This is a genomic window from Pseudomonas sp. BNK-45, from assembly GCF_047456255.1.
Classification (GTDB): domain Bacteria; phylum Pseudomonadota; class Gammaproteobacteria; order Pseudomonadales; family Pseudomonadaceae; genus Aquipseudomonas.
Genome location: NZ_CP179909.1, coordinates 5764475 through 5788556 on the forward strand (window position 1 = coordinate 5764475; position 24082 = coordinate 5788556).

General features: G+C 65.2%; 25 protein-coding genes. 12 read left to right on the forward strand and 13 right to left on the reverse strand.

What is annotated here, in order from left to right:
* The first annotated feature begins 26 nt into the window (after positions 1–26).
* From gcl to ACMGG8_RS26095, 8 genes are all read left to right on the forward strand, one after another.
* A complete protein-coding gene (gene gcl / locus ACMGG8_RS26060) occupies positions 27–1802 on the forward strand; it encodes a glyoxylate carboligase (protein ID WP_060838180.1) in 1776 nt (591 codons plus the stop codon).
* A 149-nt stretch (positions 1803–1951) separates the two neighbouring features.
* Complete coding sequence (gene hyi, locus ACMGG8_RS26065; RefSeq protein WP_108544789.1) at positions 1952–2734, forward strand: hydroxypyruvate isomerase; 783 nt, start codon at positions 1952–1954, stop codon at positions 2732–2734.
* A 123-nt stretch (positions 2735–2857) separates the two neighbouring features.
* On the forward strand, positions 2858–3751 hold the full coding sequence (locus ACMGG8_RS26070) for a 2-hydroxy-3-oxopropionate reductase (RefSeq protein ID WP_060838178.1): 894 nt from the start codon (positions 2858–2860) through the stop codon (positions 3749–3751).
* A 153-nt stretch (positions 3752–3904) separates the two neighbouring features.
* Entirely contained in the window at positions 3905–5185 is a 1281-nt protein-coding gene (locus ACMGG8_RS26075) for a glycerate kinase type-2 family protein (RefSeq protein WP_414158692.1), read from the forward strand.
* Positions 5175–6590: a pyruvate kinase gene (gene pyk, locus ACMGG8_RS26080; protein WP_060838176.1), complete on the forward strand. Its 1416-nt coding sequence runs from the start codon at positions 5175–5177 to the stop codon at positions 6588–6590. Before ACMGG8_RS26075 ends, pyk begins: the two co-directional genes overlap by 11 nt.
* A 110-nt stretch (positions 6591–6700) precedes the next feature.
* Positions 6701–7621: an urea transporter gene (locus tag ACMGG8_RS26085; RefSeq protein ID WP_414158693.1), complete on the forward strand. Its 921-nt coding sequence runs from the start codon at positions 6701–6703 to the stop codon at positions 7619–7621.
* Positions 7622–7642: 21 nt separating this feature from the next.
* Positions 7643–8467, forward strand: a complete 825-nt coding sequence (locus ACMGG8_RS26090; RefSeq protein ID WP_060838174.1) for an ion transporter — start codon at positions 7643–7645, stop codon at positions 8465–8467.
* 90 nt (positions 8468–8557) lie between these two features.
* The gene (locus tag ACMGG8_RS26095; protein WP_060838173.1) at positions 8558–9559 is read left to right on the forward strand and encodes a sulfate ABC transporter substrate-binding protein; all 1002 of its coding nucleotides are present in this window, start codon (positions 8558–8560) and stop codon (positions 9557–9559) included.
* Positions 9560–9622: 63 nt separating this feature from the next.
* Here ACMGG8_RS26095 and ACMGG8_RS26100 read toward each other — a convergent pair whose 3' ends face one another.
* A complete protein-coding gene (locus ACMGG8_RS26100; protein WP_060842830.1) occupies positions 9623–10072 on the reverse strand; it encodes a RidA family protein in 450 nt (149 codons plus the stop codon).
* Between the two features lie 147 nt (positions 10073–10219).
* Positions 10220–10849: a DUF5666 domain-containing protein gene (locus ACMGG8_RS26105; protein WP_060838171.1), complete on the reverse strand. Its 630-nt coding sequence runs from the start codon at positions 10847–10849 to the stop codon at positions 10220–10222.
* 254 nt (positions 10850–11103) lie between these two features.
* On the opposite strand from ACMGG8_RS26105, the gene ACMGG8_RS26110 reads away from it, so the two are divergent.
* Both ACMGG8_RS26110 and ACMGG8_RS26115 read left to right on the forward strand, forming a co-directional pair.
* The gene (locus ACMGG8_RS26110) at positions 11104–12312 is read left to right on the forward strand and encodes an MFS transporter (protein WP_060838170.1); all 1209 of its coding nucleotides are present in this window, start codon (positions 11104–11106) and stop codon (positions 12310–12312) included.
* 78 nt (positions 12313–12390) lie between these two features.
* Entirely contained in the window at positions 12391–13275 is an 885-nt protein-coding gene (locus tag ACMGG8_RS26115) for a LysR family transcriptional regulator (protein ID WP_129405528.1), read from the forward strand.
* 8 nt (positions 13276–13283) lie between these two features.
* Here the strand turns inward: ACMGG8_RS26115 and ACMGG8_RS26120 are convergent, their stop codons facing one another.
* The 11 genes from ACMGG8_RS26120 to ccmA all read right to left on the reverse strand — a co-directional run bounded on the left by ACMGG8_RS26120 (position 13284) and on the right by ccmA (position 21923).
* Entirely contained in the window at positions 13284–14426 is a 1143-nt protein-coding gene (locus tag ACMGG8_RS26120; protein WP_414158694.1) for a hypothetical protein, read from the reverse strand.
* Positions 14427–14553: 127 nt separating this feature from the next.
* Complete coding sequence (locus tag ACMGG8_RS26125; protein ID WP_414158695.1) at positions 14554–14955, reverse strand: hypothetical protein; 402 nt, start codon at positions 14953–14955, stop codon at positions 14554–14556.
* A 14-nt stretch (positions 14956–14969) separates the two neighbouring features.
* Positions 14970–16175: a c-type cytochrome biogenesis protein CcmI gene (gene ccmI, locus ACMGG8_RS26130; RefSeq protein WP_108544782.1), complete on the reverse strand. Its 1206-nt coding sequence runs from the start codon at positions 16173–16175 to the stop codon at positions 14970–14972.
* Positions 16172–16642 carry a cytochrome c-type biogenesis protein CcmH gene (locus ACMGG8_RS26135; RefSeq protein WP_060838165.1) on the reverse strand — a complete coding sequence of 157 codons (471 nt, stop codon included), beginning with the start codon at positions 16640–16642 and terminating at the stop codon, positions 16172–16174. Before ACMGG8_RS26135 ends, ccmI begins: the two co-directional genes overlap by 4 nt.
* Entirely contained in the window at positions 16639–17175 is a 537-nt protein-coding gene (locus ACMGG8_RS26140) for a DsbE family thiol:disulfide interchange protein (RefSeq protein ID WP_060838164.1), read from the reverse strand. Before ACMGG8_RS26140 ends, ACMGG8_RS26135 begins: the two co-directional genes overlap by 4 nt.
* Positions 17172–19160: a heme lyase CcmF/NrfE family subunit gene (locus tag ACMGG8_RS26145; RefSeq protein ID WP_060838163.1), complete on the reverse strand. Its 1989-nt coding sequence runs from the start codon at positions 19158–19160 to the stop codon at positions 17172–17174. The genes ACMGG8_RS26140 and ACMGG8_RS26145 overlap by 4 nt, the downstream gene beginning before the upstream one ends.
* 3 nt (positions 19161–19163) lie before the next feature.
* The gene (ccmE, locus tag ACMGG8_RS26150; protein ID WP_016965417.1) at positions 19164–19619 is read right to left on the reverse strand and encodes a cytochrome c maturation protein CcmE; all 456 of its coding nucleotides are present in this window, start codon (positions 19617–19619) and stop codon (positions 19164–19166) included.
* Positions 19616–19792: a heme exporter protein CcmD gene (gene ccmD, locus ACMGG8_RS26155; RefSeq protein WP_060838162.1), complete on the reverse strand. Its 177-nt coding sequence runs from the start codon at positions 19790–19792 to the stop codon at positions 19616–19618. The genes ccmE and ccmD overlap by 4 nt, the downstream gene beginning before the upstream one ends.
* Entirely contained in the window at positions 19789–20544 is a 756-nt protein-coding gene (locus ACMGG8_RS26160; RefSeq protein WP_060838161.1) for a heme ABC transporter permease, read from the reverse strand. The genes ccmD and ACMGG8_RS26160 overlap by 4 nt, the downstream gene beginning before the upstream one ends.
* 78 nt (positions 20545–20622) lie before the next feature.
* The gene (ccmB, locus tag ACMGG8_RS26165; protein ID WP_060841898.1) at positions 20623–21291 is read right to left on the reverse strand and encodes a heme exporter protein CcmB; all 669 of its coding nucleotides are present in this window, start codon (positions 21289–21291) and stop codon (positions 20623–20625) included.
* Positions 21288–21923: a cytochrome c biogenesis heme-transporting ATPase CcmA gene (gene ccmA, locus ACMGG8_RS26170; protein WP_060845086.1), complete on the reverse strand. Its 636-nt coding sequence runs from the start codon at positions 21921–21923 to the stop codon at positions 21288–21290. Before ccmA ends, ccmB begins: the two co-directional genes overlap by 4 nt.
* 196 nt (positions 21924–22119) lie before the next feature.
* Here ccmA and ACMGG8_RS26175 point away from each other — a divergent pair, with 196 nt between their 5' ends.
* Both ACMGG8_RS26175 and ACMGG8_RS26180 read left to right on the forward strand, forming a co-directional pair.
* Positions 22120–23709, forward strand: coding sequence for a flagellar hook-length control protein FliK (locus ACMGG8_RS26175; protein ID WP_060842826.1), 1590 nt, complete (start codon positions 22120–22122; stop codon positions 23707–23709).
* Positions 23706–24035, forward strand: coding sequence for an EscU/YscU/HrcU family type III secretion system export apparatus switch protein (locus ACMGG8_RS26180; protein WP_060838159.1), 330 nt, complete (start codon positions 23706–23708; stop codon positions 24033–24035). The genes ACMGG8_RS26175 and ACMGG8_RS26180 overlap by 4 nt, the downstream gene beginning before the upstream one ends.
* Positions 24036–24082 lie beyond the last annotated feature (47 nt).

The following is a 24082-nucleotide window of genomic DNA, read 5'->3' on the forward strand; positions in this document are numbered from 1 at the left end:
TTACAAAACGTAAGAGGCACAAAACCATGAGCAAAATGAGAGCAATCGAAGCCGCCGTTCTGGTGATGCGCCGCGAAGGGGTCGATACCGCTTTTGGCATCCCGGGTGCCGCCATCAACCCGCTGTATTCCGCGCTGCAGAAGGTCGGCGGCATCGATCACGTCCTCGCCCGCCACGTTGAAGGCGCCTCGCACATGGCCGAGGGCTACACCCGCACCAAGGCCGGCAACATCGGCGTGTGCATCGGCACCTCCGGCCCGGCCGGCACCGACATGGTCACCGGCCTGTACAGCGCCTCGGCCGACTCGATCCCGATTCTCTGCATCACCGGCCAGGCCCCCCGCGCCCGCCTGCACAAGGAAGACTTCCAGGCAGTGGACATCACCAGCATCGTCAAGCCGGTGACCAAGTGGGCCACCACCGTGCTGGAGCCGGGCCAGGTGCCCTACGCCTTCCAGAAAGCCTTCTACGAAATGCGCTCCGGCCGCCCCGGTCCGGTACTGATCGACCTGCCGTTCGACGTGCAGATGGCGGAAATCGAGTTCGACATCGACGCCTACCAGCCCCTGCCCCTGGCCAAGCCAAGCGCGACCCGAGTCCAGGCCGAGAAAGCCCTGGCCCTGCTGGACCAGGCCGAGCGTCCGTTGCTGGTGGCCGGTGGCGGCGTGATCAACGCCGATGCCAGCGAGCTGCTGGTGGAGTTCGCCGAGCTGACCGGCATTCCGGTGATCCCGACCCTGATGGGCTGGGGCAGCATCCCCGACGATCACCCGCAGATGGTGGGCATGGTCGGCCTGCAGACCTCCCATCGCTACGGCAACGCCACCCTGCTCAAGTCCGACGCTGTGCTGGGCATCGGCAACCGCTGGGCCAACCGCCACACCGGCTCGGTGGACGTCTACACCGAAGGCCGCAAGTTCATCCACGTGGACATCGAGCCAACCCAGATCGGCCGGGTATTCACCCCGGACCTGGGCATCGTCTCCGACGCCGGCAGCGCCCTGACCGTGCTCCTGGAAGTGGCCCGCGAGTGGCAGACCGCCGGCAAGCTCAAGGACCGCAGCGCCTGGCTGCATGACTGCCAGCAGCGCAAGGCCAGCCTGCACCGCAAGACCCACTTCGACAACGTGCCGGTCAAGCCGCAGCGCGTGTATGAAGAGATGAACCAGGTGTTCGGCAAGGACACCTGCTACGTCAGCACCATCGGCCTGTCGCAGATTGCCGGCGCGCAGTTCCTCCACGTCTACAAGCCGCGCCACTGGATCAACTGCGGCCAGGCCGGCCCGCTGGGCTGGACCATTCCCGCGGCCCTGGGCGTGGTCAAGGCCGACCCGAATCGCCAGGTGGTGGCGCTGTCCGGCGACTACGACTTCCAGTTCATGATCGAAGAGCTGGCGGTAGGCGCCCAGTTCAACCTGCCCTACATCCATGTGGTGGTGAACAACTCCTACCTGGGGCTGATCCGTCAGGCCCAGCGCGGCTTCGACATGGACTACTGCGTGCAGCTGTCCTTCGACAACCTCAACGCGCCGGAACTCAACGGCTACGGCGTCGACCACGTGGCGGTCGCCGAAGGCCTGGGTTGCAAGGCCCTGCGGGTGTTCGAACCCAAGGACATCCAGCCGGCCCTGCGCCAGGCCCAGGAAATGCTCCAGACCTACAAGGTGCCAGTGGTGGTGGAAATCATCCTGGAGCGGGTGACCAACATTTCCATGGGCACCGAGATCAACGCGGTCAACGAGTTCGAAGACCTGGCGCTGGTGGGCAACGACGCCCCTACCGCGATTTCCCTGCTCGACTAACCCCTGGAGCCGCTGCCACAGGCTGTCATCGGGTTCACCGAACCTGCCGGGATTGCCCAGTGCGCCCTCTTGTCCAGAGAGGTCGCCGGGGCAGCCCGACTGCCACCTTGGCGCCCGCCACAGGCTTCACCGCTTCACAGGAGACCACCATGCCGCGTTTTGCCGCCAACCTGTCCATGCTGTTCACCGAACAGGACTTCCTCGCCCGCTTCAAGGCCGCCGCCGATGCCGGCTTCAGCGGCGTCGAATACCTGTTTCCCTACGAATTCAGCTCCGCCGAAATCAAGGCGCAACTCGATGCCCACGGCCTGACCCAGGTGCTGTTCAACCTGCCGGCCGGTGACTGGGCCAAGGGTGAGCGCGGTATCGCCTGCCTGCCCGATCGGGTCGAGGAGTTCCGTGCCGGCGTCGACCTGGCCATCGCCTACGCCCAGGTCCTGGGCAACACCCAGGTCAACTGCCTGGCGGGCATCCGCCCACAAGGCGCCGATGAAGCCCTGCTGGAAAAGACCTTGGTCGCCAACCTCAAGTACGCCGCCGACAAGCTGCAGGCGGTGGGCATCAAGCTGGTGATGGAGGCCATCAACACCCGCGACATTCCCGGCTTCTACCTCAACAACACCGCCCAGGCCCTGTCGATCCGCGAACAGGTGGGCAGCGCCAACCTCTACCTGCAGTACGACATCTACCACATGCAAATCATGGAGGGCGACCTGGCCCGGACCATGGCCAGCCATCTGAGCCAGATCAACCACATCCAGCTGGCAGACAACCCTGGACGCAACGAACCCGGCACCGGCGAGATCAACTATCGCTTCCTTTTCGAGCACCTGGACCGCATCGGCTACCAGGGCTGGGTCGGCTGCGAGTACAAGCCGCTGACCACCACCGAGGCCGGCCTTGGCTGGCTGAAAACCCACAACGCAATCTGAACCTGGACCTGCGTAGGAGCCGGCTTGCCGGCGAACAGGCCCGCAAGCCTTGCAGCGCCCTTGCGGCCACCTGCGCTGGCCAGCCAGCTCCTGCAAGGCCCCGTTGAATAGAGGATTTTTATCATGGCTAAAATCGGATTTATCGGCACCGGCATCATGGGTCACCCCATGGCCGCCAACCTGCAGAAAGCCGGTCACTCGCTGCTGCTCTCGGAACACCACGGCAAGGCCCCGGCCGACCTGATCGCCGCCGGCGCCGTGGCCCTGGCCTCGCCCCGGGAAGTGGCCCAGGAAGCCGAATTCGTCATCATCATGGTGCCCGATACGCCCCAGGTCGAAGACGTGCTGCTGCGTGCCGACGGCGTTGCCGCCGGGATCGGCAAGGGCAAGATCGTCATCGACATGAGCTCCATCTCCCCCACCGCGACCAAGGCCTTCGCCGCCAAGATCAACGAGAAAGGCGCACAGTACCTGGACGCCCCGGTGTCCGGCGGCGAAGTCGGGGCCAAGGCCGCGACCCTGAGCATCATGGTCGGCGGCGACAGCCAGGCCTTCGAACGTGCCCTGCCGCTGTTCCAGAGCATGGGCAAGAACATCACCCTGGTCGGCGGCAACGGTGACGGCCAGACCGCCAAGGTGGCCAACCAGATCATCGTCGCCCTGAATATCCAGGCGGTGGCCGAAGCCCTGCTGTTCGCCGCGAAGAACGGCGCCGACCCGGCCAAGGTGCGCGAAGCGCTGATGGGCGGCTTCGCCTCCTCGAAGATCCTCGAAGTGCACGGCGAGCGGATGATCAAGGGCACCTTCGATCCGGGCTTCCGCATCAACCTGCACCAGAAGGACCTGAACCTGGCCCTCAGCGGCGCCCGCGAGCTGGGCATCAACCTGCCCAACACCGCCGGTACCCAGCAAGTGTTCAGCACCTGCAGCGCCATCGGTGGCGCCAACTGGGACCACTCGGCGCTGATCAAGGGCCTGGAACACATGGCCAACTTCTCGATCCGCGAGAAAAAATAACCCCCCTATGTAGCCGCTGCCCCAGGCTGTACCAAGGTTCGCAGGTCACGCCTCACGGCGGGCCAGGGACCGGCCCTGCCGACCTTGTCGCCGCCTGAGGTGGCGGCTACACCCGCTTCAAGCCCCCCATAACAAGAAATCCGGGAGCCCGCCATGTCGGTCGATCCGCAACAATTCCTCCGTGAGCTGTTCGCCACAGCCATCGACGCCGCCCATCCGCAACAGGTACTGCAAGCCCATCTCCCCAGCGACCGCAGCGGTCGAGTGATCGTCATCGGTGCCGGCAAGGCCGCGGCGGCCATGGCCCAGGTGGTGGAGCACAGTTGGCAGGGCGAAGTCAGCGGGCTGGTGGTTACCCGCTACGGCCACGGCGCCCCCTGCACCAGGATCGAAGTGGTCGAGGCCGCCCACCCGGTGCCAGACGCCGCCGGCCTGGCCGTGGCCAAGCGGGTGCTGGAGCTGGTCAGCAACCTGTCGGAACAGGACCGGGTGATCTTCCTGCTGTCCGGTGGCGGTTCGGCCCTGCTGGCCCTGCCCGCCGCCGGCATCACCCTGGCGGACAAGCAAGCCATCAACAAGGCCCTGCTCAAGTCCGGCGCCACCATCGGCGAGATGAACTGCGTGCGCAAGCACCTCTCGGCGATCAAGGGCGGCCGACTGGCCAAGGCCTGCTGGCCGGCCACGGTCTACACCTACGCGATATCCGATGTACCCGGCGATCTGGCGACAGTCATTGCCTCCGGCCCGACAGTGGCCGACCCGAGCACCTCGGCCGAGGCCCTGGCGATTCTCAAGCGCTACGACATCGACGTCCCGGCGGCCGTGCGCAGCTGGTTGCAGAGCCCCGAGTCGGAAACCGTCAAGCCCGGCGACCCGTGCCTGGAGCGCAGCCACTTCCAGCTGATCGCAAGGCCCCAGCAATCCCTGGAAGCCGCCGCGGTGAAAGCCCGCCAGGCCGGCTACAGCCCACTGATCCTCGGCGACCTGGAGGGGGAATCCCGCGAGGTGGCCAAGGTTCACGCCGGCATCGCCCGCCAGGTGGCCTTGCACGGCCAGCCGCTGGCGGCGCCCTGCGTGATCCTCTCCGGCGGCGAAACCACGGTCACCGTGCGCGGCAATGGCCGTGGCGGACGCAATGCCGAGTTCCTCCTGAGCCTTACCGACAGCCTCAAGGGCTACCCGGGCATCTACGCCCTGGCCGGTGATACCGACGGCATCGACGGTTCCGAAGACAACGCCGGGGCCATCATGACCCCGGACAGCTACGCCCGCGCCGCAGCCCTGGGCCTGAGCGCCAGCGACGAGCTGGACAACAACAATGGCTACGGCTACTTCGCCGCGCTGGGCGACCTGATCGTCACCGAGCCGACCCGCACCAACGTCAACGACTTCCGCGCCATCCTGATTCTCGAGAGCCCCAAACATGACGCCTGACAAGAAGGTCAAAATCCTCGCCACCCTGGGTCCGGCCATCGACGGCATCGAGGACATCCGTGAACTGGTGCAGGCCGGAGTCAACATCTTCCGGCTCAACTTCAGCCACGGCAGCCACGCCGATCATGCGCAGCGCTATGAGTGGATTCGCCAGATCGAACGCGAACTGAACTATCCCCTGGGCATCCTCATGGACCTGCAGGGACCGAAACTGCGGGTCGGCACCTTCGCCGAAGGCAAGGTGCAACTGGTGCGGGGTCAGGCGCTGCGCCTGGACCTCGACCCGACCCCGGGCAACGCCGAGCGGGTCAGCCTGCCGCACCCGGAAATCATCGCCGCGCTGGAGCCGGGCATGGACCTGTTGCTGGACGACGGCAAGCTGCGCCTGCGGGTCATCGCCAAGCACGCCGACGCCATCGAGACCACCGTGCTCAATGGCGGCGAACTGTCGGACCGCAAGGGCGTCAACGTGCCCCAGGCCGTGCTCGACCTCAGCCCACTGACCGCCAAGGACCGCCGCGACCTGAGCTTCGGCCTGGAGCTGGGGGTTGACTGGGTGGCGCTGTCCTTCGTGCAGCGCCCGGAAGACATCCGTGAAGCCCGCACGCTGATCGGCGACAAGGCCTACCTGATGGCCAAGATCGAAAAACCTTCAGCGGTGACCCAACTACGGGAAATCGCCGAACTGAGCGACGCGATCATGGTGGCCAGGGGCGACCTGGGGGTGGAGGTGCCGGCGGAAAGCGTGCCGCAGATCCAGAAAACCATCATCGGCACCTGTCGCCAGCTGGGCAAACCCGTGGTGGTGGCCACCCAGATGCTGGAATCGATGCGCTTTTCGCCCGCGCCGACCCGGGCCGAGGTCACCGACGTGGCCAACGCCGTGGCCGAAGGCGCCGATGCGGTGATGCTGTCGGCGGAAACCGCCTCCGGCGAGTACCCGCTGGAAGCGGTGCAGATGATGGGCAAGATCATCCGCCAGGTGGAGAGCGGTCCCGACTACCAGACCCAACTGGATGTCAGCCGGCCCCAGGCCGAGGCGACGGTGTCCGACGCCATCAGTTGCGCGATCCGCCGGGTGTGCAGCATCCTGCCGGTGGCGGTGCTGGTGAACTACAGCGAATCGGGCAGCTCGACCCTGCGTGCCGCCCGGGAACGGCCATCGGTGCCCATCCTCAACCTGACGCCGAACCTGGCCACCGCGCGCCGCCTGACCCTGACCTGGGGCGTGCACTCGGTGGTCAATGACCGCCTGCGCCAGGTGGACGAGGTGTGTGCCACGGCCCTGGAAATCGCCCAGGCCCAGGGCCTGGCCAAGCGCGGCGATACCGTGGTGATCACCACCGGCGTGCCGTTCGGCCAGCCGGGGACCACCAACTCCCTGCGTGTCGAAACCCTTCTCTGACCCGCCGCCACTGCCCCGCAGCGCACTCGACCTGCAGGAAGCCGCCCGAAGAGGCGGCCACTCGGAGCGAGCGCTGCACGCGGTAGTCGCCGCATCCATCGATTTCCACCATGCCTGCACAGTCTTTCAACGCCTTCTGCCCCGACTGGGCCACTGCCTTGCTCAACGGTTTCAGTCAGATTTTCCTCCAGCGCCATCCGCTGTGCGGCCTGTTGTGCCTGCTGGCGATCCTGATCGGCGCCCCGGCCCAACTCGGGGGCGCCCTGCTTGGCGCCCTGGCCGGACTGCTCACGGCACAACGCCGGGGCTACGCCAAGGCCGACCGGCAAGCCGGGCTCTTCAGCTATAACGGTGTGCTCCTGGGTCTGCTGCTGAGCCTGTACCTGCCCTGGTCGGTGCTGCTGCCGCCGCTGATCATCGCCGCCGCCGGCCTCAGCGCGATCCTCACCCAGCAATGGCTCAAGCGCGCTCGCCAGCCGCGCAGCCTGCCGGCCTATACCGCGCCCTTCGTCGGCCTTGGCTGGCTGTTGCTGAGCCTGATGCAACCCCAGGCGCCCCTACCCCCGGCAGTGCCCGAGCTGTCGCTGTCGAGCCTGCTGGGCGGCCTGCTCCAGGGCCTGGGCCAGATCATGTTTCTCGGCCAGCCGCTGGCCGGACTGCTGATACTCCTCGGACTGCTGCTGGCCAACCGCCGAGCGGCGACCTGGGCCCTGGTCGGCTCGGCCTGCGGCCTGGCCCTGGCACTGTGGCAGCAGCAACAGGGCCAGGCCCTGTTGGGCCTGGCCGGCTACAACAGCGCGCTGGCGGCCCTGGCCCTGGGCCAGCAGGCCCGTGCTCCGTGGCGCCCCCTGGCGGGGATGTCGCTGGCACTGCTGATCACCCCCGGGATCGTCAGCCTGGGCCTTGCACCCCTCACCGCGCCCTTCGTCATCGCCTGCTGGCTGGTGCATGCCGCCACCCGGGTCCTGGATCGCACGCCCCGGGACAACACACCTTGCGCTCCCCCGGCCTCTCCCCCTAGGCTGCGCTGATCTTTGATTCAGGCGACTTCCATGGGTAATAGCGACAACTGGCGCCAGCGCCTCTACGTGATGATCTTCCAGACCGATACGGTAGCTGGAAGGCGCTTCGACACCGCCCTGCTGCTGATCATCCTCGCAAGCCTGGTGATCGTGATCCTCGACAGCATCGACGAGGTACACAGCAACTACGCCAACGTCCTGGCCTGCATCGAATGGGGCTTCACCCTGATCTTCGCCATCGAGTACGGCCTGCGCCTGTACTGCTCGCCCAAGCCGCTGCGCTACGCCTTCAGTTTCTATGGCCTGGTGGACCTGCTGGCGATCGTCCCCGGCATCCTCGCCCTGTACTACAGCGACGCCCAGTACCTGCTGATCATCCGTATCATCCGCATGCTGCGGATCTTCCGGGTGCTCAAGCTGGCGCCCTACCTGAAACAGGCCCATTACCTGCTGGACGCCCTGCGCGGCAGCAAGCAGAAGATCCTGGTGTTCCTGCTCAGCGTCTGCACCCTGGTCACGGTGTTCGGCACCCTGATGTACGTGGTCGAAGGCCCGGAGCATGGCTTCACCAGCATCCCCAAGGGCATCTACTGGGCCATCGTCACCCTGACCACCGTGGGTTATGGCGACATCGTGCCCAAGACCGTGATCGGCCAGATGATCTCGTCCATGGTGATGATCACCGGTTACTCGATCATCGCCGTGCCCACCGGGATCTTCACCGCGGAACTGGCCAGCGCCATGCGTGGCGAACAGCTCAAGCATGACTGTCCGGTGTGCCGCAAGAACAGCCACGAACCGTCCGCGGCCTTCTGCTCGCGCTGCGGTAACGCGCTGTTCAAAAAACTGGAATAAGCAAAGTTCTTTTTAATCTTTAAAGAGATATAGCGCCCCGGCTATAGTCGGCGGCAAATTGCCTTCACTCTCGAACAAAAGGAATGTGCAGTGAAAAAACTCTTCAGCGCTTCGCTTCTGGCGGCCGGCCTGGCCCTGGGCAGCGTCGCCCAGGCCGCACCGACCCTGCTCAACGTGTCCTACGACGTGATGCGCGACTTCTACAAGGACTACAACGCCGCCTTCCAGAAACACTGGAAAGCCGAGCACAACGAGAACATCACCCTGCAGATGTCCTTCGGCGGCTCCAGCAAACAGGCGCGCTCGGTGATCGACGGCCTGCCGGCGGATGTCATCACCATGAACATGGCCACCGACATCAACGCCCTGGCGGACAACGGCAAACTGGTGCCGGACAACTGGGTGACGCGCCTGCCGGACAACAGCGCGCCCTTCACCTCGGCCACCGTGTTCATCGTGCGCAAGGGCAACCCCAAGGCCCTGAAGGACTGGCCGGACCTGCTCAAGGATGGCGTGCAAGTGATTGTGCCCAACCCCAAGACCTCGGGTAACGGCCGCTACACCTACCTCTCGGCCTGGGGTTATGTGCTGAAGAACGGCGGCGACGAGAACAAGGCCAAGGACTTCGTCGGCAAGCTGTTCAAGCAGGCGCCGGTACTGGACACCGGTGGCCGCGCCGCCACCACCACCTTCATGACCAACCAGATCGGCGACGTGCTGGTGACCTTCGAGAACGAAGCGGAAATGATCGCCCGCGAATTCGGCCGCGATCAGTTCGAGGTGATCTACCCGAGCGTGTCCGCCGAAGCCGAGCCGCCGGTATCGGTGGTGGACAAGGTGGTGGAGAAGAAAGGCACCCGCGCCGCGGCCGAGGAATACCTGAAGTACCTGTGGTCGCCGGAAGGCCAGGAAATCGCCGCCAACAACTACCTGCGCCCACGGGACCCGAAGGTGCTGGCCAAGTACACCGACCGCTTCCCGAAAGTCGACTTCCTCTCGGTGGAGAAGACCTTCGGCGACTGGCGCAGCGTGCAGAAGACCCACTTCAACGACGGCGGGATCTTCGACCAGATCTACACCAACGCCAAATGACCCCTCGCGGGTGAATGAAAAAAGCGACCCTGGCGGTCGCTTTTTTTATGCCTGCTGGCGAGTTCAGAGCGCCCGTGCCGGATTGAACAACGCCGCCGTGGCCACCTGATGCTGCTCCTCCAGCACCGCCTCGGCCTCGACCTCGATCAGCCACTCGGGCAGGGACAGGCCGCTGACGATGATCCACGAAGACGCCGGCGGCTGGCTGGCAAAGCGCTCCAGCAGCACTGCGCTGATGTGTTCCTGCTGGTCGCGGGCGGCTTCGGCGATGTAGATCCGCAGCATCACCACATCCGCCATCTGGCCGCCCGCCGCGGCCAGGACGCTTGCGATGTTGTCGAAGGCCTGCTCGGTCTGCTCCCGCAGGCCGGGGCCGACCGTCCGCTCCTGCTCATCCACCCCCACCTGGCCGGACAGCAGCAGGCGTCGGCCGCCCCGCACTTCCACCGCCTGGCTGAAACCGTATTGCAGCGAATTGAACACACTGGCTGGGTTGAACGTCGACTTTTCCATAAGGCACTCCCGGCGCATTGAACGACCGGAAACCGTAAACCAAGGCTTTGGCGACTTCCACCGCAACCCGCGTGCTGCAACATTTGGCAATGCAAGCCTGGGCGGCGCAGAGCCGGAGCGGGATCCTCCACGCCGCAGGCAACGGCCTTACATGGGCGGAGCCACCCCATCCTTGCCGGCGGAAATCGACTGCGCGGTGAGTTTGCCGTCGGCGCTCTGGGTGACGAACATCACCACCTTGACCCCGGCCTTGAGCAGGCTGCGATCCCCGGGGGTGAGATTGACGATGGGGACATCGTCCGGCACCAGGATCTTCTGCTGCCCGCCCTTGTAATTGACGGTCAGGGTGCGGCCGTTGCTCACCACCAGATCCCCGACGCTGCCGTTGGTCATGCTGCTGCCCTTGGCCAGGTCGAAGGGCCGATGACCATCCCCGGTGCCGGCCATCTGCGCGGGAAAGACATGCACTTCCAGGGCCTTGAGAGTGCCGTCGGCCATGGGCAGTGCCGCCGAGCCGATGTAGCTGCCGGGCTTGATGTCCTCGATGTTGGCCAGGGTCACCCCGCGTACCTGGGTCTGTGGGGTCAGCTCGACACTGACGTTTTCACCGCTGTTGACATGCACCCGCACCAGGTCGCCGCTGATCCCGGTGATCTCGCCGCGCACGCCCATGCGCATGCCCGGCGCCTCCTGGGCGCGGGCCGCGACGCCCACCAGGGTGAACGCCAGGACAACGCCCTGAGCGGCGCACAACCAACCACGCAAAGACCGATTCATGGGATGGATCCTCTGTTGAAAAAGGGGCTCGGGCCACTCCGGGGCGAATGGCGAACATGAGCATGCTATCGAACAAGATGTAAGTAAATGTATCATCAGCCCTCGTCAGCGGCATCCGTCCCGGCCGGCAGCGCAACGCCTTGAATCGGTCATTTATTCCCCGCAGGAATGAATGCTATTGCCCCGCCCTCTCTACTGCGTTACCGCGCTGCCTCTTAACCTTGCCCCATCTTTTCGCCGCCAAGAGAATTCCGATGAGCTCAACGACCCAGGCGCTGCCCCTGCGCAGCGTGACAATGACCCGAGGCATGGTGCTGCTGTTCGCCTTCTGCTGCGGCGCCATCGTCGCCAACATCTACTACGCACAACCCATCATCGAGCTGATCGCCCCGGACCTCGGCCTGTCCAGTTCCCTGGCCAGCCTGATCGTGTCCCTGACCCAGATCGGCTATGCCCTGGGCCTGTTCTTCCTGGTGCCCCTGGGCGACTTGCTGGAAAACCGCCGACTGATGGTGATCACCACCCTGGTGGCCATCGCCAGCCTGCTGGGAGCGGCCTGGACCCAGCAGCCCAACGTCTTTCTCCTGGTGTCGCTGCTGATCGGCTTCAGCTCGGTGTCGGTGCAGATCCTCATTCCCCTGGCAGCGCACCTGGCCCCGGAAGAGTCCCGCGGCCGAGTGGTGGGCGGGATCATGGGCGGCCTGCTGCTGGGGATTCTCCTGGCTCGTCCGGTGTCCAGCGTGGTGGCCGATCTGTTTGGCTGGCGCGCGATGTTCATTGCCGCTGCCGTGCTGATGGCGGCCATCAGCCTGGTCCTGATGCTGACCATGCCCAAGCGCCAACCGGCCCATAGCGCCACTTACGGCCAACTGCTGCGCTCACTGGGGAGCCTGCTGCGCCGGCAACCGGTCTTGCGCCAGCGGGCCTTCTACCAGGGCTGCATGTTCGCCAGCTTCAGCCTGTTCTGGACCGCGGCCCCGCTGGAGCTGGCACGCCAGCACGGCCTGTCGCAGAGCCAGATCGCGATCTTCGCCCTGGTAGGCGCCATCGGGGCCATCGCCGCCCCCATCAGCGGACGCCTGGCGGATGCCGGCCACACCCGCATCGCCTCGCTCTTGGCCATGCTCCTGGCGGCCCTGAGCTTTGTGCCGACACTGATCCATCCCGCCTACAGCGTGATCGGCCTGGCGGTGACCGGGGTGGTCCTGGACTTCTGCGTGCAAATGAACATGGTGCTCGGGCAACGGGCGGTGTATGCCCTGGACGCCCACAGCCGCAGCCGCCTCAACGCGCTGTACATGACCAGCATCTTCATCGGTGGCGCCTTCGGCTCATCGATTGCCAGCGCGGTGTACGAACACGGCGGCTGGCTGGGCGTGGCGCTGGTGGGCAGCGCCTTTCCTCTGCTGGCCCTGCTGCGTTTTCTTTTGGTGGCGGACAACCGCCGAGCAGTGCGCGCCTAGGCGACTCGGGCTGAACCCGGTGATAGTGTCGGCAACCGCTCCCGGGGGCCCTGCTCCCCTCTCCTGCAAGGACAACCGATGGACCGCCTAGCCGCGATGGAAACCTTTGTGCATGTGGTGGAAAGCGGGTCCTTCTCCGCTGCCGCCCGCCGCCTGAACCTGGGCCAGCCCGCCGTATCGAAAACCATTGCCCAGTTGGAGGCCCATCTGCAGGTGCGGCTGTTGTTGCGCTCCACCCGCGGCTTGACCCCCACCGAGGCCGGCCTGGCCTATTTCGAACGGGCCCGGCGCACCCTGGAGGAGGCCTGCGAGGCGGAAAACGCTGCTCGCGGGTCGGCGGCGGCATTGCATGGCACCCTGCGCATCGGCGCTGCGGTGACCTTCGCCCGCATGCACATCGTGCCCCACCTGGGGGCCTTTCTCGATCGTCACCCGGGACTGCAGATCGACGTGGTGCTGGACGATCAGCACATCAATCTGGTGGAAGCCGGGGTGGATGTGGCGCTGCGCATGGGCCGCCTGGCCGACTCGACCCTCACCGCGCGCAAAATCGCCGAATGCCCGCGCCTGCTGCTGGCCACCCCGGAGTACCTGGCCACACATGGCGAACCCCGGCATCCGGACGATCTGAGCGAACACCAGGCCCTGATCTACAGCCGGGGGCCCGGCCATCTCTGGCACTTTTTCCAGGGTGACCAAGAGCAGCAGGTGAGTGTCAGCGGCAGGATCCGGGTCAATGCCGCGGAAGGCTTGCGGGCGGCGGTCCTGGCACATCAGGGCCTGGCAACCGCCTCGCAATGGATGTTCGCCCCGGAATTGGCCAGCGGCGCGGTCAAGGCACTGCTGACCGACTGGCAGCTGCCACGACAGCAACTGTGGGCGGTGTTTCCCGGCGGGCGCCTGGTGAGTGCCAAGGCCCGGGCCTTCATCGAGTACGTGGAGCAGTTGCTGGAGCGCCTCTGAGACGCGCTTCAGATGCGCTCGCGGACCAGCACCTCGATGTTCAGCGCCTCGCCCCAGCGCCGCAGGCGCTCGATCAGGCCCTGATCGGTTTCACCGACCAGGTACAGGATGTCGATGGTCTGGGTCGCGGTCCACTGCACGAACTCGCTGCCATCGAAGGCGGCCAGGGTCTCGAGCCGGAATTCGTTTTCATAGAACCCCGGGGCCACCGCCACCGGGGTGTCCTGGGGACTGGCCGCGGCGATGAAGTCACAGGACAGGTGCACCACGCCCCAACGGGCCACGCGCCAGTTCCTCAGGGCTTCGTCGAGTCGCGCCCGGGCACCGCGGACAAAGCCCAGGCCATCGAGCACCACGCGGCGGTTGACGATCAGCCACAGCCTGCGTCGCTGGGGGGCCTTGAGCAGCACCTCGCCCGTCACCTTGGAGGCGCGCAAGGCCAGGGCAATCACCAGCAACAGGGGTGCGCAATAGCCGTAGAGGCGTTCGGCCTGGCTGACCTGGGTCAGCCCATGCAGGCGCTGGACCTCGGCCCGCTGGCGCTCCAACTCCCCGAATGTCTGTCCCAGACGCTGCAACCATTGCTGCACCAGGGGGGCTGAATACTCGCCACGCAGATCATCCAGAGCCTGCTGCACCTTGCTCACCGCCAGGGTCGACGGACGCCCATCGGCGCTGCGTTCCAGCGTGCCAAAGCGCTCGCACAGGCTGCTGACCTGGGCCGCATCCTGGGGCTCATGCAGCTCAAGCGCTGCCTGACAGTGAGCGCTGCCGAGCATGTCGTCGATCTCGGCCAACACCCTGCGCTGCAGGCCGGCCTGCTGGCTTTGCGCCCATTGATAGTCGCTCTGGAACCAGTCCACGCGGACCGCCTGGGTAGCACTGATCAGCGCCAGGGAAGCCAGCAGCAGCCAGCCGTAGTCGACCTTCTTCCAGCCGATCTCGCCCAGGCGGAACACCGAGATCAGGCTCCAGCAGAAGAAGTAATACATGAAGGCGAAGGCCACCAGCAGGTACAGCGGTGCCAGGGACAGATAGATCAGTTCCGGCACGTCTGCCGCCCCCAGGCCATACAGCAACAGCAGGACACAGATCACGGCCAGCCAAAACACCATCGGCGCGACATAGGGTTTGTTCAGGTCTTTCTTCATCGGGCGCTCAACGGCTGATACTCGGGAACACCCCGCTGTATCGGCCAGCCGACCCGAGGCTTAAATAATCCACCCCGGGGCGCGGGCTCTGGCCTGCGCCTCTGCGGTTATCCGGCAGGCGCCGGAATTATTGGAACTGGCGGCCGAGGCCGGCGGGAACACCGTGGATATCGGTGTCTTCCCAAGGCCCGTCGGGGCTGATGGAACGGCTCCAACCGTTGTTCCAGCGGTAATAGGTGCGCTGGCGGTAGAACGTGTTGTCCTGGTCGTCCAGCACATAGACCCCGAGCCGGGCGTCCCAGTGGCTGTGCCCGCCCGGCGGCGGGGCAAAGCTGGCGGAGGTGCGAGGCAGGGGTTTGGTCGTGGGGATCGGCGCGCTGGGCTTGCCCGGGGCCGTGGACGGAGCCGGGCGTGTGCTCGGCCCCGCGGGCGGAATGGGTTCAGAGGAGGTGGGCACCGGCCGCTGGACCGTACAAGCGCTCAACCCCAGGACCAGTGACAACAGGGTGATACGAGCGATGGCGGTCATGGCGGCTTCTCTGGTTATTGATCCGGACTGTCGATGGTCAGCTGTTGCGCGGCGGTGGTGCTGCTGGGCAATGGCTGGCTACGCCCAACCCACTCGCCGGACGTTGGCTTGCCGGCGCGGGAAATGCGCGCAACCAGTTGGACTTCAGGGAAGTTCGACAGTTTCAACTGCGGCATCATCGCGTCGCTATCGCCCAGCTCGACCGTAGCCGGCAGGTCGGCCACGGTCAGGCGCTTGGCCGCCAACGGGGCGGGCGGCCCCTGGGTGGCACGGGCGAAGATGAACACGCTGTCGCCCGGCTGGACCTTGTCCTTGAGCTGCGCAGCCAGATCGACGCGAACCTTGAGCAAGGCGCCCTTGGCCTGAACCGCCGGCTCGGTCGCAACCTTGCCTCCCGCGGCCACCAGCTTCTCGCTGGCCCGTTCGATCCCGCCCTGCAGCGCTGCGCGGGAATTGTCGTCCGGCGGCAGTTGCGCCTGCAGCCGTTTCCAGTAGTCGATGGCGTCCTGGTAGCGTCCGCCTTCGAAGGCGGCGATCCCCAGCAGCCCGAGGCTGGTGACTTCGTTGGGATCGGCTTTCAGCGCTTCGTCGGTCAGGCCCTGGACCTTGTCCGACCATTGCTTGTTGTCGGCGAAGTACTGGGCCTGGGCCCATTGCCCCAAGAGCTCGGGCTGGCGGCCGGCCACGGCCACGGTGCGTTCGAAGATCTTCGCCGCGTCCGCCGGACGGTCCTGGGCCATGTAGGTGCGCCCGAGGAAATACAGACCTTCGGCAGAGTCCGGCTGGGCCGCCACCGCGCGCTCCAGGCGCCGGGTCATTTCCTCCATGGACTGCGGCGCCTGGGCAAACTCCCGGGTCAGCTCGACCTTGTCGCTGGCGCCAAAATGCAGGTACAGCCCCAGCCCCAGCACCGGCACCAGCAGCGCCGCCAGCAACGGCAGCGGCTTGCCCAGGCGCGAGCTGCGCAGCGGAGCGCTGCCTTCGGTGTCCGCCAGCAGCTCGCGAGCCGCTTCGGCGCGTCCGGCGTCCATCTGTTCGGCACTGAGCACGCCTTCGGCTTGCTGACTGTTGAGCTCGGCCACTCGTTCTTCATAGAGCGCCACGTTCAGCGCGGTACGATCCTCTTCACGCTGGGCACGACGCTCGCGCAATACCGGGATCAACAGGAAACTCAGGGCGATCAGGAGCAGCAGGCCTGCTGCAAGCCAGAAATCAATCATGGGTGGTTTTTATCCAGCAGTTGGTCGAGGCGCTGACGCTCTTCGACGGAAAGCGTGTTCGGGCTGTCACGAAGCTCGACGCGACGACGCCGGACAATCACGGCAATGATCACCAGGCCGCCCAGCAGCAGCCCGGCGGGACCGAACCAGAGCAGCGCGGTCTTGCCGGTCAGGGCCGGCCGGTAGCGCACGAAGTCGCCGTAGCGGTCGACCATGAAGTCGATGATCTGCTGATTGTCCTTGCCCTCGCCGAGCATGCGGAAAATCTCTTTGCGCAGGTCGGCGGCAATCGGCGCGTTGGAGTCGGCGATGTCCTGGTTCTGGCACTTGGGGCAGCGCAGTTCCTTGGTCAGTTGGTGGAACCTTTCGCGGTCGGCGTCGCTGGCGAACTGATAGGTATCGATAGCGGCGTGGGCCACGCCGGCGATGCTCAGGCCCAGGATGGCGGCGGCTAACCAGCGCTTCATGGCTTGGCCTCATCGACCAGGGCCTGGTACTTGGCGGCCAGCTGTTCGCGCCACACCACTTCGTCGATCACCCCGACGAACTTGTCGCGGATGATGCCCTTGGCATCGATGAAGAAGGTTTCCGGAGCGCCGTAGACGCCGAGGTTGAGCCCCAGGGAGCCCTCCTCGTCGCGCACGTCCAGCAGGTAGGGGTTGTGGAACTCGGCCAGCCACTTCAGGGCGTCGGCGTTGACGTCCTTGTAGTTGATGCCGTAGATCACCACGCCCTTCTCGGCCAGCTTGTTCAGCACCGGGTGCTCGACCCGGCAGGAAATGCACCAGGTGCCCCAGACATTGACCAGCGCCGGCTTGCCCAGCAGGTCGGCACGGGTCAGGGTCTTGTCGCCCTGCACCGACGGCAGGGAGAACTCCGGGAACGGCTTGCCGATCATTGCCGATGGCAGCTCGGCCGGGTCCAGGTACAACCCGCGATAGAGAAACACCGCCACCACCAGGAACACCGCCAGGGGCAACATCATCATCCAGCGTCTCATGCCGTAGCTCCTGTCATGCCCAGTGCTTCGCGCACGCGGCTTTTAACCTTGATCCGGTAACGCCGGTCCATGGCCGCCAGCAAGCCACCGAAACCGGTGAGCAGGCCGCCGAACCAGATCCAGCGCACGAACGGCTTGACGTGCACCCGCACCGCCCAGGCGCCTTCACCCAGGGGTTCGCCCAGGGCCACATACAGGTCACGGGTGAAACCGGCATCGATCCCGGCCTCGGTCATCATCGAGCTCTGCACGGTGTACAGGCGTTTTTCCGGGTGCAGCACCGCCACCTCCTTGCCATCGCGCACCACACGCACGGTGCCCTTGTCGGAAGTGAAGTTCGGCCCTTCGAAATGCTTGGCACCCTCGAAGATGAAGTGATAGCCGGCCAGCTCCATGGACTCACCCGGTTCCAGGCGCAAGTCGCGCTCGGCGCTGTTCTGGCTCGACAGCACCACGCCCAGGGCACAGACGGCGATGCCCAGGTGCGCCAGTTGCATGCCCCAGTAACTGCGGGTCAGGCCTGGCAGGCCCTTGATCAGGCCCTTGTGCCGGGTCTTGTCGAAGATGTCGCGCACCCCGGCCAGCAGCACCCAGGCCGCCAGTAGGAAGGTCGCCAGCACCGCCCAGTTGAAATCGCCGTAGGCAATGCCCGCCACCACGGCCAGGGCCACGCTGCCCAGCAACACCGGACCGAGCATGCCCATCAGCCATTTCACCGGGGTGTCTTTCCAGCGCACCAGCACGCCCACCGCCATCACCACCATCAGCAAGGCCATCAGCGGAATGAACAGCGCATTGAAGTACGGCGGGCCCACCGACAGCTTGGCGCCGGTCAGGGCGTCCAGCACCAGTGGGTACAGAGTGCCCAGCAGAATCATAGAGGCCGCCACCACCAGCACCAGGTTGTTGCCCAGCAGCAGGGTTTCCCGGGACCACAGGTTGAAGCCCACATGGCTCTTGACCACCGGCGCGCGCAGGGCGAACAGGGTCAGCGAGCCGCCCACCACGAACAACAGGAAGATCAGGATGAACACCCCACGCTCGGGATCCGCGGCAAAGGCGTGAACCGAGGTCAGGACCCCGGAGCGCACCAGGAAGGTCCCCAGCAGGCTCAGGGAGAAGGCCGCAATCGCCAGCAGCACGGTCCAGCTCTTGAATACGCCGCGCTTTTCCGTGACCGCCAGGGAGTGGATCAGCGCCGTGCCCACCAGCCAGGGCATGAACGAAGCATTTTCCACCGGGTCCCAGAACCACCAGCCGCCCCAGCCGAGTTCGTAGTAGGCCCACCAGGAGCCCAGGGTGATACCGATGCCGAGGAAGGCCCAGGCGACGATGGTCCAGGGCCGCGACCAGCGGGCCCAGGCGGCGTCCAGGCGACCGCCCAGCAAGGCCGCGATGGCAAAGGCGAAGGCCACCGAGAAACCGACGTAGCCCATGTAGAGCATCGGCGGGTGAACGATCAGGCCGATGTCCTGCAGCAGCGGATTGAGGTCACGGCCATCGGCCGGCACCTGCGGCAGGATCCGCGCGAACGGGTTGGAAGTGACGATCAGGAACGACAGGAAGCCGGTGCTGATCAGCCCCATCACCGCCAGCACCCGGGCCAGCATCACCTGGGGCAACTGGCGCGAGAACACCGACACGGCGAAGGTCCAGCCACCGAGGATCAGCGCCCAGAGCAGCAGCGAACCTTCGTGGGCGCCCCAGACGGCACTGAACTTGTAGTACCAGGGCAAGGCGCTGTTGGAGTTGTGGGCCACATAGGCCACCGAGAAGTCGTCGGTCATGAAGGCATGGGTCAGGCAGCCGAAGGCGAATACCAGGAAGGCGAACTGCCCCCAGGCCGCCGGCTGGGCCAGGCTCATCCACAGCCGGTCGCCGCGCCAGGCCCCCAGCAGCGGCAGCACGGCCTGGACCAGGGCAAAGCACAAGGCGAGGATCATCGCCAATTGGCCGAGTTCAGGAATGAACAGTGCGGAACTCATGGCTTAACCCTCTTTCGCTGGTGTCGGTGCCGACTGGCCGCTGTCTTTCAACGCCTTGGTGACTTCCGGCGGCATGTACTTCTCGTCGTGCTTGGCCAGCACTTCATCGGCCACCACCACGCCGTCGGCGTTGAGCTTGCCCAGAGCGACGATGCCCTGCCCTTCGCGGAACAGGTCCGGGAGGATGCCACGGTAGGTGATGGTCACCGACTTGTTGAAGTCGGTGACCACGAACTTGACGTCCAGAGAGTCGGCGGAGCGCTCCAGGGAACCGGCCTGGACCATGCCTCCGGCACGAATCCGCGTGTCCAGCGGCGCTTCGCCGTTGGCGATCTGGGTCGGGGTGTAGAACAGGTTGATGTTTTCCTTCAGCGCGCTGAGGGCCAGGCCAACGGCGATGCCGACGCCCACCAGGATCGCCAGGATGATCAAAAGACGCTTTTTACGCAGCGGATTCACTTACCGTTCTCCCGGCGCAGACGACGCGCCTCTTGTTGCAGATAACGCTTGCGCGCCAGGATCGGCTCCGCCACGTTGATGATCAGGACTGCCAGGCAGATGCCATACGCCGACCAGACATAGAGGCCGTGATGGCCCATGGCGAGAAAGTCGCTGAAGGATGCAAAGCTCATCGAACAGTCTCCAGACAACCTTGGACTTCGGCCTTGACCCAACTGGCCCGGGCTTCGCGCTTGAGCACTTCCAGGCGCATGCGCAGCAACAGCACGGCGCCGAAGAAGCAGTAGAAGCCCAAGGCGGTGAGCAGCAGCGGCAGCCACATTTCCACCGGCATCGCCGGTTTCTCCGTGAGGGTGAAGGTGGCGCCCTGGTGCAGGGTGTTCCACCACTCCACCGAGTACTTGATGATCGGGATGTTCACCACACCGACAATGGCCAGTACCGCGCAGGCCTTGGCGGCGCTGTCACGATTGCTGATGGCGTTGCCCAGGGCAATCAGACCGAAGTACAGAAACAGAAGAATGAGCATCGACGTAAGTCGTGCATCCCAGACCCACCATGAGCCCCAGGTCGGCTTGCCCCAGATGGCCCCGGTCACCAGTGCCACGGCGGTCATCCAGGCACCGATCGGCGCCGCGCATTGCAGCGCCACGTCCGCCAGCTTCATCTTCCACACCAGGCCAACCACGCCGCAGACCGCCAGCATCACGTAGCAGGACTGCGCCAGCATGGCCGCCGGGACATGAATATAGATGATGCGGAAGCTGTTGCCCTGCTGGTAGTCCGGCGGCGCGAAGGCCAGGCCCCAGGCCACGCCGACAGCGATCAGCAAGACCGCCGCGACGCTGAGCCAGGGCAGCATTTTTCCGCTGATGCCATAGAACCATTTAGGCGAGCCGAGCTTGTGAAACCAGGTCCAGTTCATTCGTTGTTTCCATCACGGTTGCTCTTCGCTCTCACGAACAGCCAGGGTCTTTACTGGTCAAAAAACAACCAGACCTCATTATTCGCCGACGCTGATCTTCAGGCCAGCAGCTATTGCAAAGGGTGTAAGGGTCACTGCCAGGGCGGTCAGGCTCCCAAGCCACAGCAGATAACCTGTCGCCGGCATGCCCTGCAGTGCCGCCTGCAGGGCGCCACTGCCGAGAATCAGTACCGGGATGTACAAAGGCAGGATCAGCAACGCCAGCAGCAAGCCACCGCGCTTCAATCCCACCGTCAGTGCTGCGCCCACTGCGCCCAGCAGGCTCAGCACCGGAGTGCCCAGCAGCAGTGACAGCAGCAACACCGGCAGGCAGGCGGTAGGCAAGCCGAGCATCAAGGCCAGCAAGGGTGCAAGCAATACCAGTGCCAGGCCGGAAAAGGCCCAGTGTGCCAGTACCTTTGCCAAAACCAGAAGAGGCAGGGGGTGCGACGAAAGGACCCACTGTTCAAGGGATCCGTCCTCGAAATCACTGCGAAAAAGCCCGTCCAGCGAGAGCAGGACGGACAATAAGGCCGCTACCCAGACCAGCCCCGGTGACAAGGTTTGCAACAGATTTGTCTCAGGTCCCACGGCCAATGGGAACAGTGCAACGACGATGGCGAAGAACACCAGGGGGTTGGCCAGCTCCGCCGGGCGTCGGAACAGCAAGCGCGCCTCACGGGCCAGCAATTGGGCAAAGACGCTCATGCCGCCCACCGTCCCAGGTCCAGATCGCGGTAGCCCGACGGCATGCGGGTCAGACTGTGGTGAGTGGTCAGGACCACCATGCCGCCGCGTTCGCAATGATTGGCCAGGTGCTCCTCGAGCTGGGCCACCCCCTGTTTGTCCAGGGCGGTGAAGGGTTCGTCGAGGATCCACAGCGGCGGGCCGTCCAGATACAGCCGGGCCAGGGCCACACGGCGCTGCTGGCCGGCGGACAGGGTGTGACAGGCGACGTCCTCGAAACCGCGCAGGCCGACGGCCGCCAGGGCGTGCCAGATAGCCTCGCGCGTGGCCGGCTGGTGCAGGGCACAGAGCCAGTTGAGGTTTTCCTCGGGAGTCAGGACATCCTTGATTCCGGCGGCGTGGCCAATCCACAACAGGTTGCGCGCCAGTTCGGCACGCTGGCCATGCAAGGGCTGGCCATTGAGTAGTACCTGGCCAGCAGTGGGTTGCATCAGGCCGGCGAGCAAACGCAGCAGGCTGGTCTTGCCACTGCCGTTGGGACCGCTGATCTGCACCATGTCTCCGCCGGTCAGACGCAACTCCAAGTGTTCAAACAGCATCCGCCAGTCGCGCTCACAAGAGAGTGCTACGGCTTCGAGAAGAGGGCTGGTCAAGGGATGGTGGGCCTTCACGGGTTCAAGTCGGCAGTGGCGCGGCCGTTAAAGGGATGCAGAATAAATGCATTGGCGGCCTGTTCTAGAGAGCTGCGTCAAACATTTGCAATGTTTTCCCCACTCCCCCAAAGACGGGCGGCATTATACATGCGAAGCCCTACTCTCAAGAGGGCTAATTTCCACAGGTTGTGTCCGAATGACTGGCGAAATAAACATCCTGCCGCTGCCCCAGGCGCCCGCCCCCGGCCCCTCGCGCCCTCAGCCGATCAGCGGCGAACTGCTCAAGCTGGTGCCGCCCCTGGAAGGCTTGATTGCCGCCGGCCAGAGCGCCAAGGCCGAAGTGCTGTCGCTCAAGCAGACCGACCAGACCTTCCAGCTGCTGCTCAAGGTGACCCTGGACAATGGCCGGCAAACCACCGTGCAGGCCTCCAGCAGCCAGCCCTTGCCCCAGGGCACCAGCCTGGCGGTGATCCAGCCTTCGGCCGGCAACCTGGCGATCACCGTGCAGCAGGCCATTGCCTCCAGCGTCGCCGCCCTGACCCGCCTGGACACCAGCCAACTGCCTCCAGGCACCCTGCTCCAGGGCAAGGTCCTGACGAGCCAGCTTCTGCCCCAGGGCAGCAACCAGCCGGCGATCTACCGCTCTCTGGTCAGCCTGCTCAATACCGCTCAAAGCGGCGCCACCTTGAGCATCGATAGCCCGCAGCCGCTGCGTATCGGCAGCCTGCTCAGCGCCCTGGTCTCGGATGCGCAGACCCTGAACTTCGTCCCCCTGGGCAACCGCCAGGAACAACTGGCCATCGCCGCACAACTGGCCAGCCAGCAAAGCCGCCAGGGCTCCCTGAACGGACTGATCAACCTCCTGCAGAGCCTGCCCGCCGACAGCGAACTGTCCACTTCATCGACCGACCTGCGGGCCGCCGTGGAACGCTTGCTGGCCGGCTTGCCGGACCAGCAGCAACTGAGCAACTCGCGCGGAGTGGCCCAGGCCCTGCTGGGCAGCGGTCTGTTTCTGGAAGCCAAGCTGCTGGCCGGAGCCAATCCCGCTCAGACGCCCGACCTGAAGGCCGACCTGCTGCGCCTGATCGCCCAGCTGACCCCGGGACTGCCCTCCTCCAGCAGCTTCAACGCGATCATCGCCGCCAACACCCTGGCGCAATCGCTGCCGAGCTTCGTGCGCAGCGCCCTGGGCACCCTCGGCCAGGTCAGCGCCAAGACACCACCCGGCGGCTTCCCACTGCCGGAACGACTGCTGCAAAGCCTGGAAGGCGAAGGCGATCTGCAACATTTGCTGCGCCTGGCGGCGGCGGCGGTATCACGCCTGCAAAGCCACCAGCTGGCGAGCCTGGAACAGAGCGGCCTGACCGATGATGGTCGAAAACTGACCACCTGGCAGTTGGAGATCCCCATGCGCAACCTGCAGGACATCGTGCCCTTGCAGGTCAAGCTGCAACGGGAAGAAGCGCCGGATCCCGAACCTGAACCCTCGCACAAGCGTGAAGAGCGTCCGTCCAAGCAGGCGCTGTGGCGGGTCGACCTGGCGTTCGATCTCGACCCGCTGGGCCCGCTGCAGGTCCAGGCGCAACTGATTCAAGGGCGCCTGTCCAGCCAGCTGTGGGCCGAGCGTCCCTACACGGCAAGCCTGATCGAGAGCCACCTGGGCCACCTGCGCGAACGCTTGCTAGCCTCGGGACTGGATGTCGGCGATCTGGACTGCCACCTGGGCATCCCGCCCCGGGGTCCGCAAACCCGATTGGAACAACGCTGGGTCGACGAAACCGCATGAAAGACTCTCCACCACCGCGCCAGGCCATTGCCCTCAAGTACGACGGCCAGCAAGCGCCGACCCTCACCGCCAAGGGCGACGATGAACTGGCGCAAGCCATCCTGAAGATCGCTCGGGACTATGAAGTACCGATCTATGAGAACGCCGAACTGGTGAAGCTGCTGGCCCGCCTGGAACTGGGCGAGAGCATTCCGCCGGAGCTGTACCGGACCATTGCCGAAATCATCGCCTTCGCCTGGAACCTCAAGGGCAAGTTTCCGGCCGGACATGATCCGCAACAGGTCGAACAGGAGAAGGACATCACGGAGGGCAGCTACAAGCTGTAAGCCGCAAGCTTCAAGCTGGAAACTTGCAGCTGACGGCTTGCAGCTTG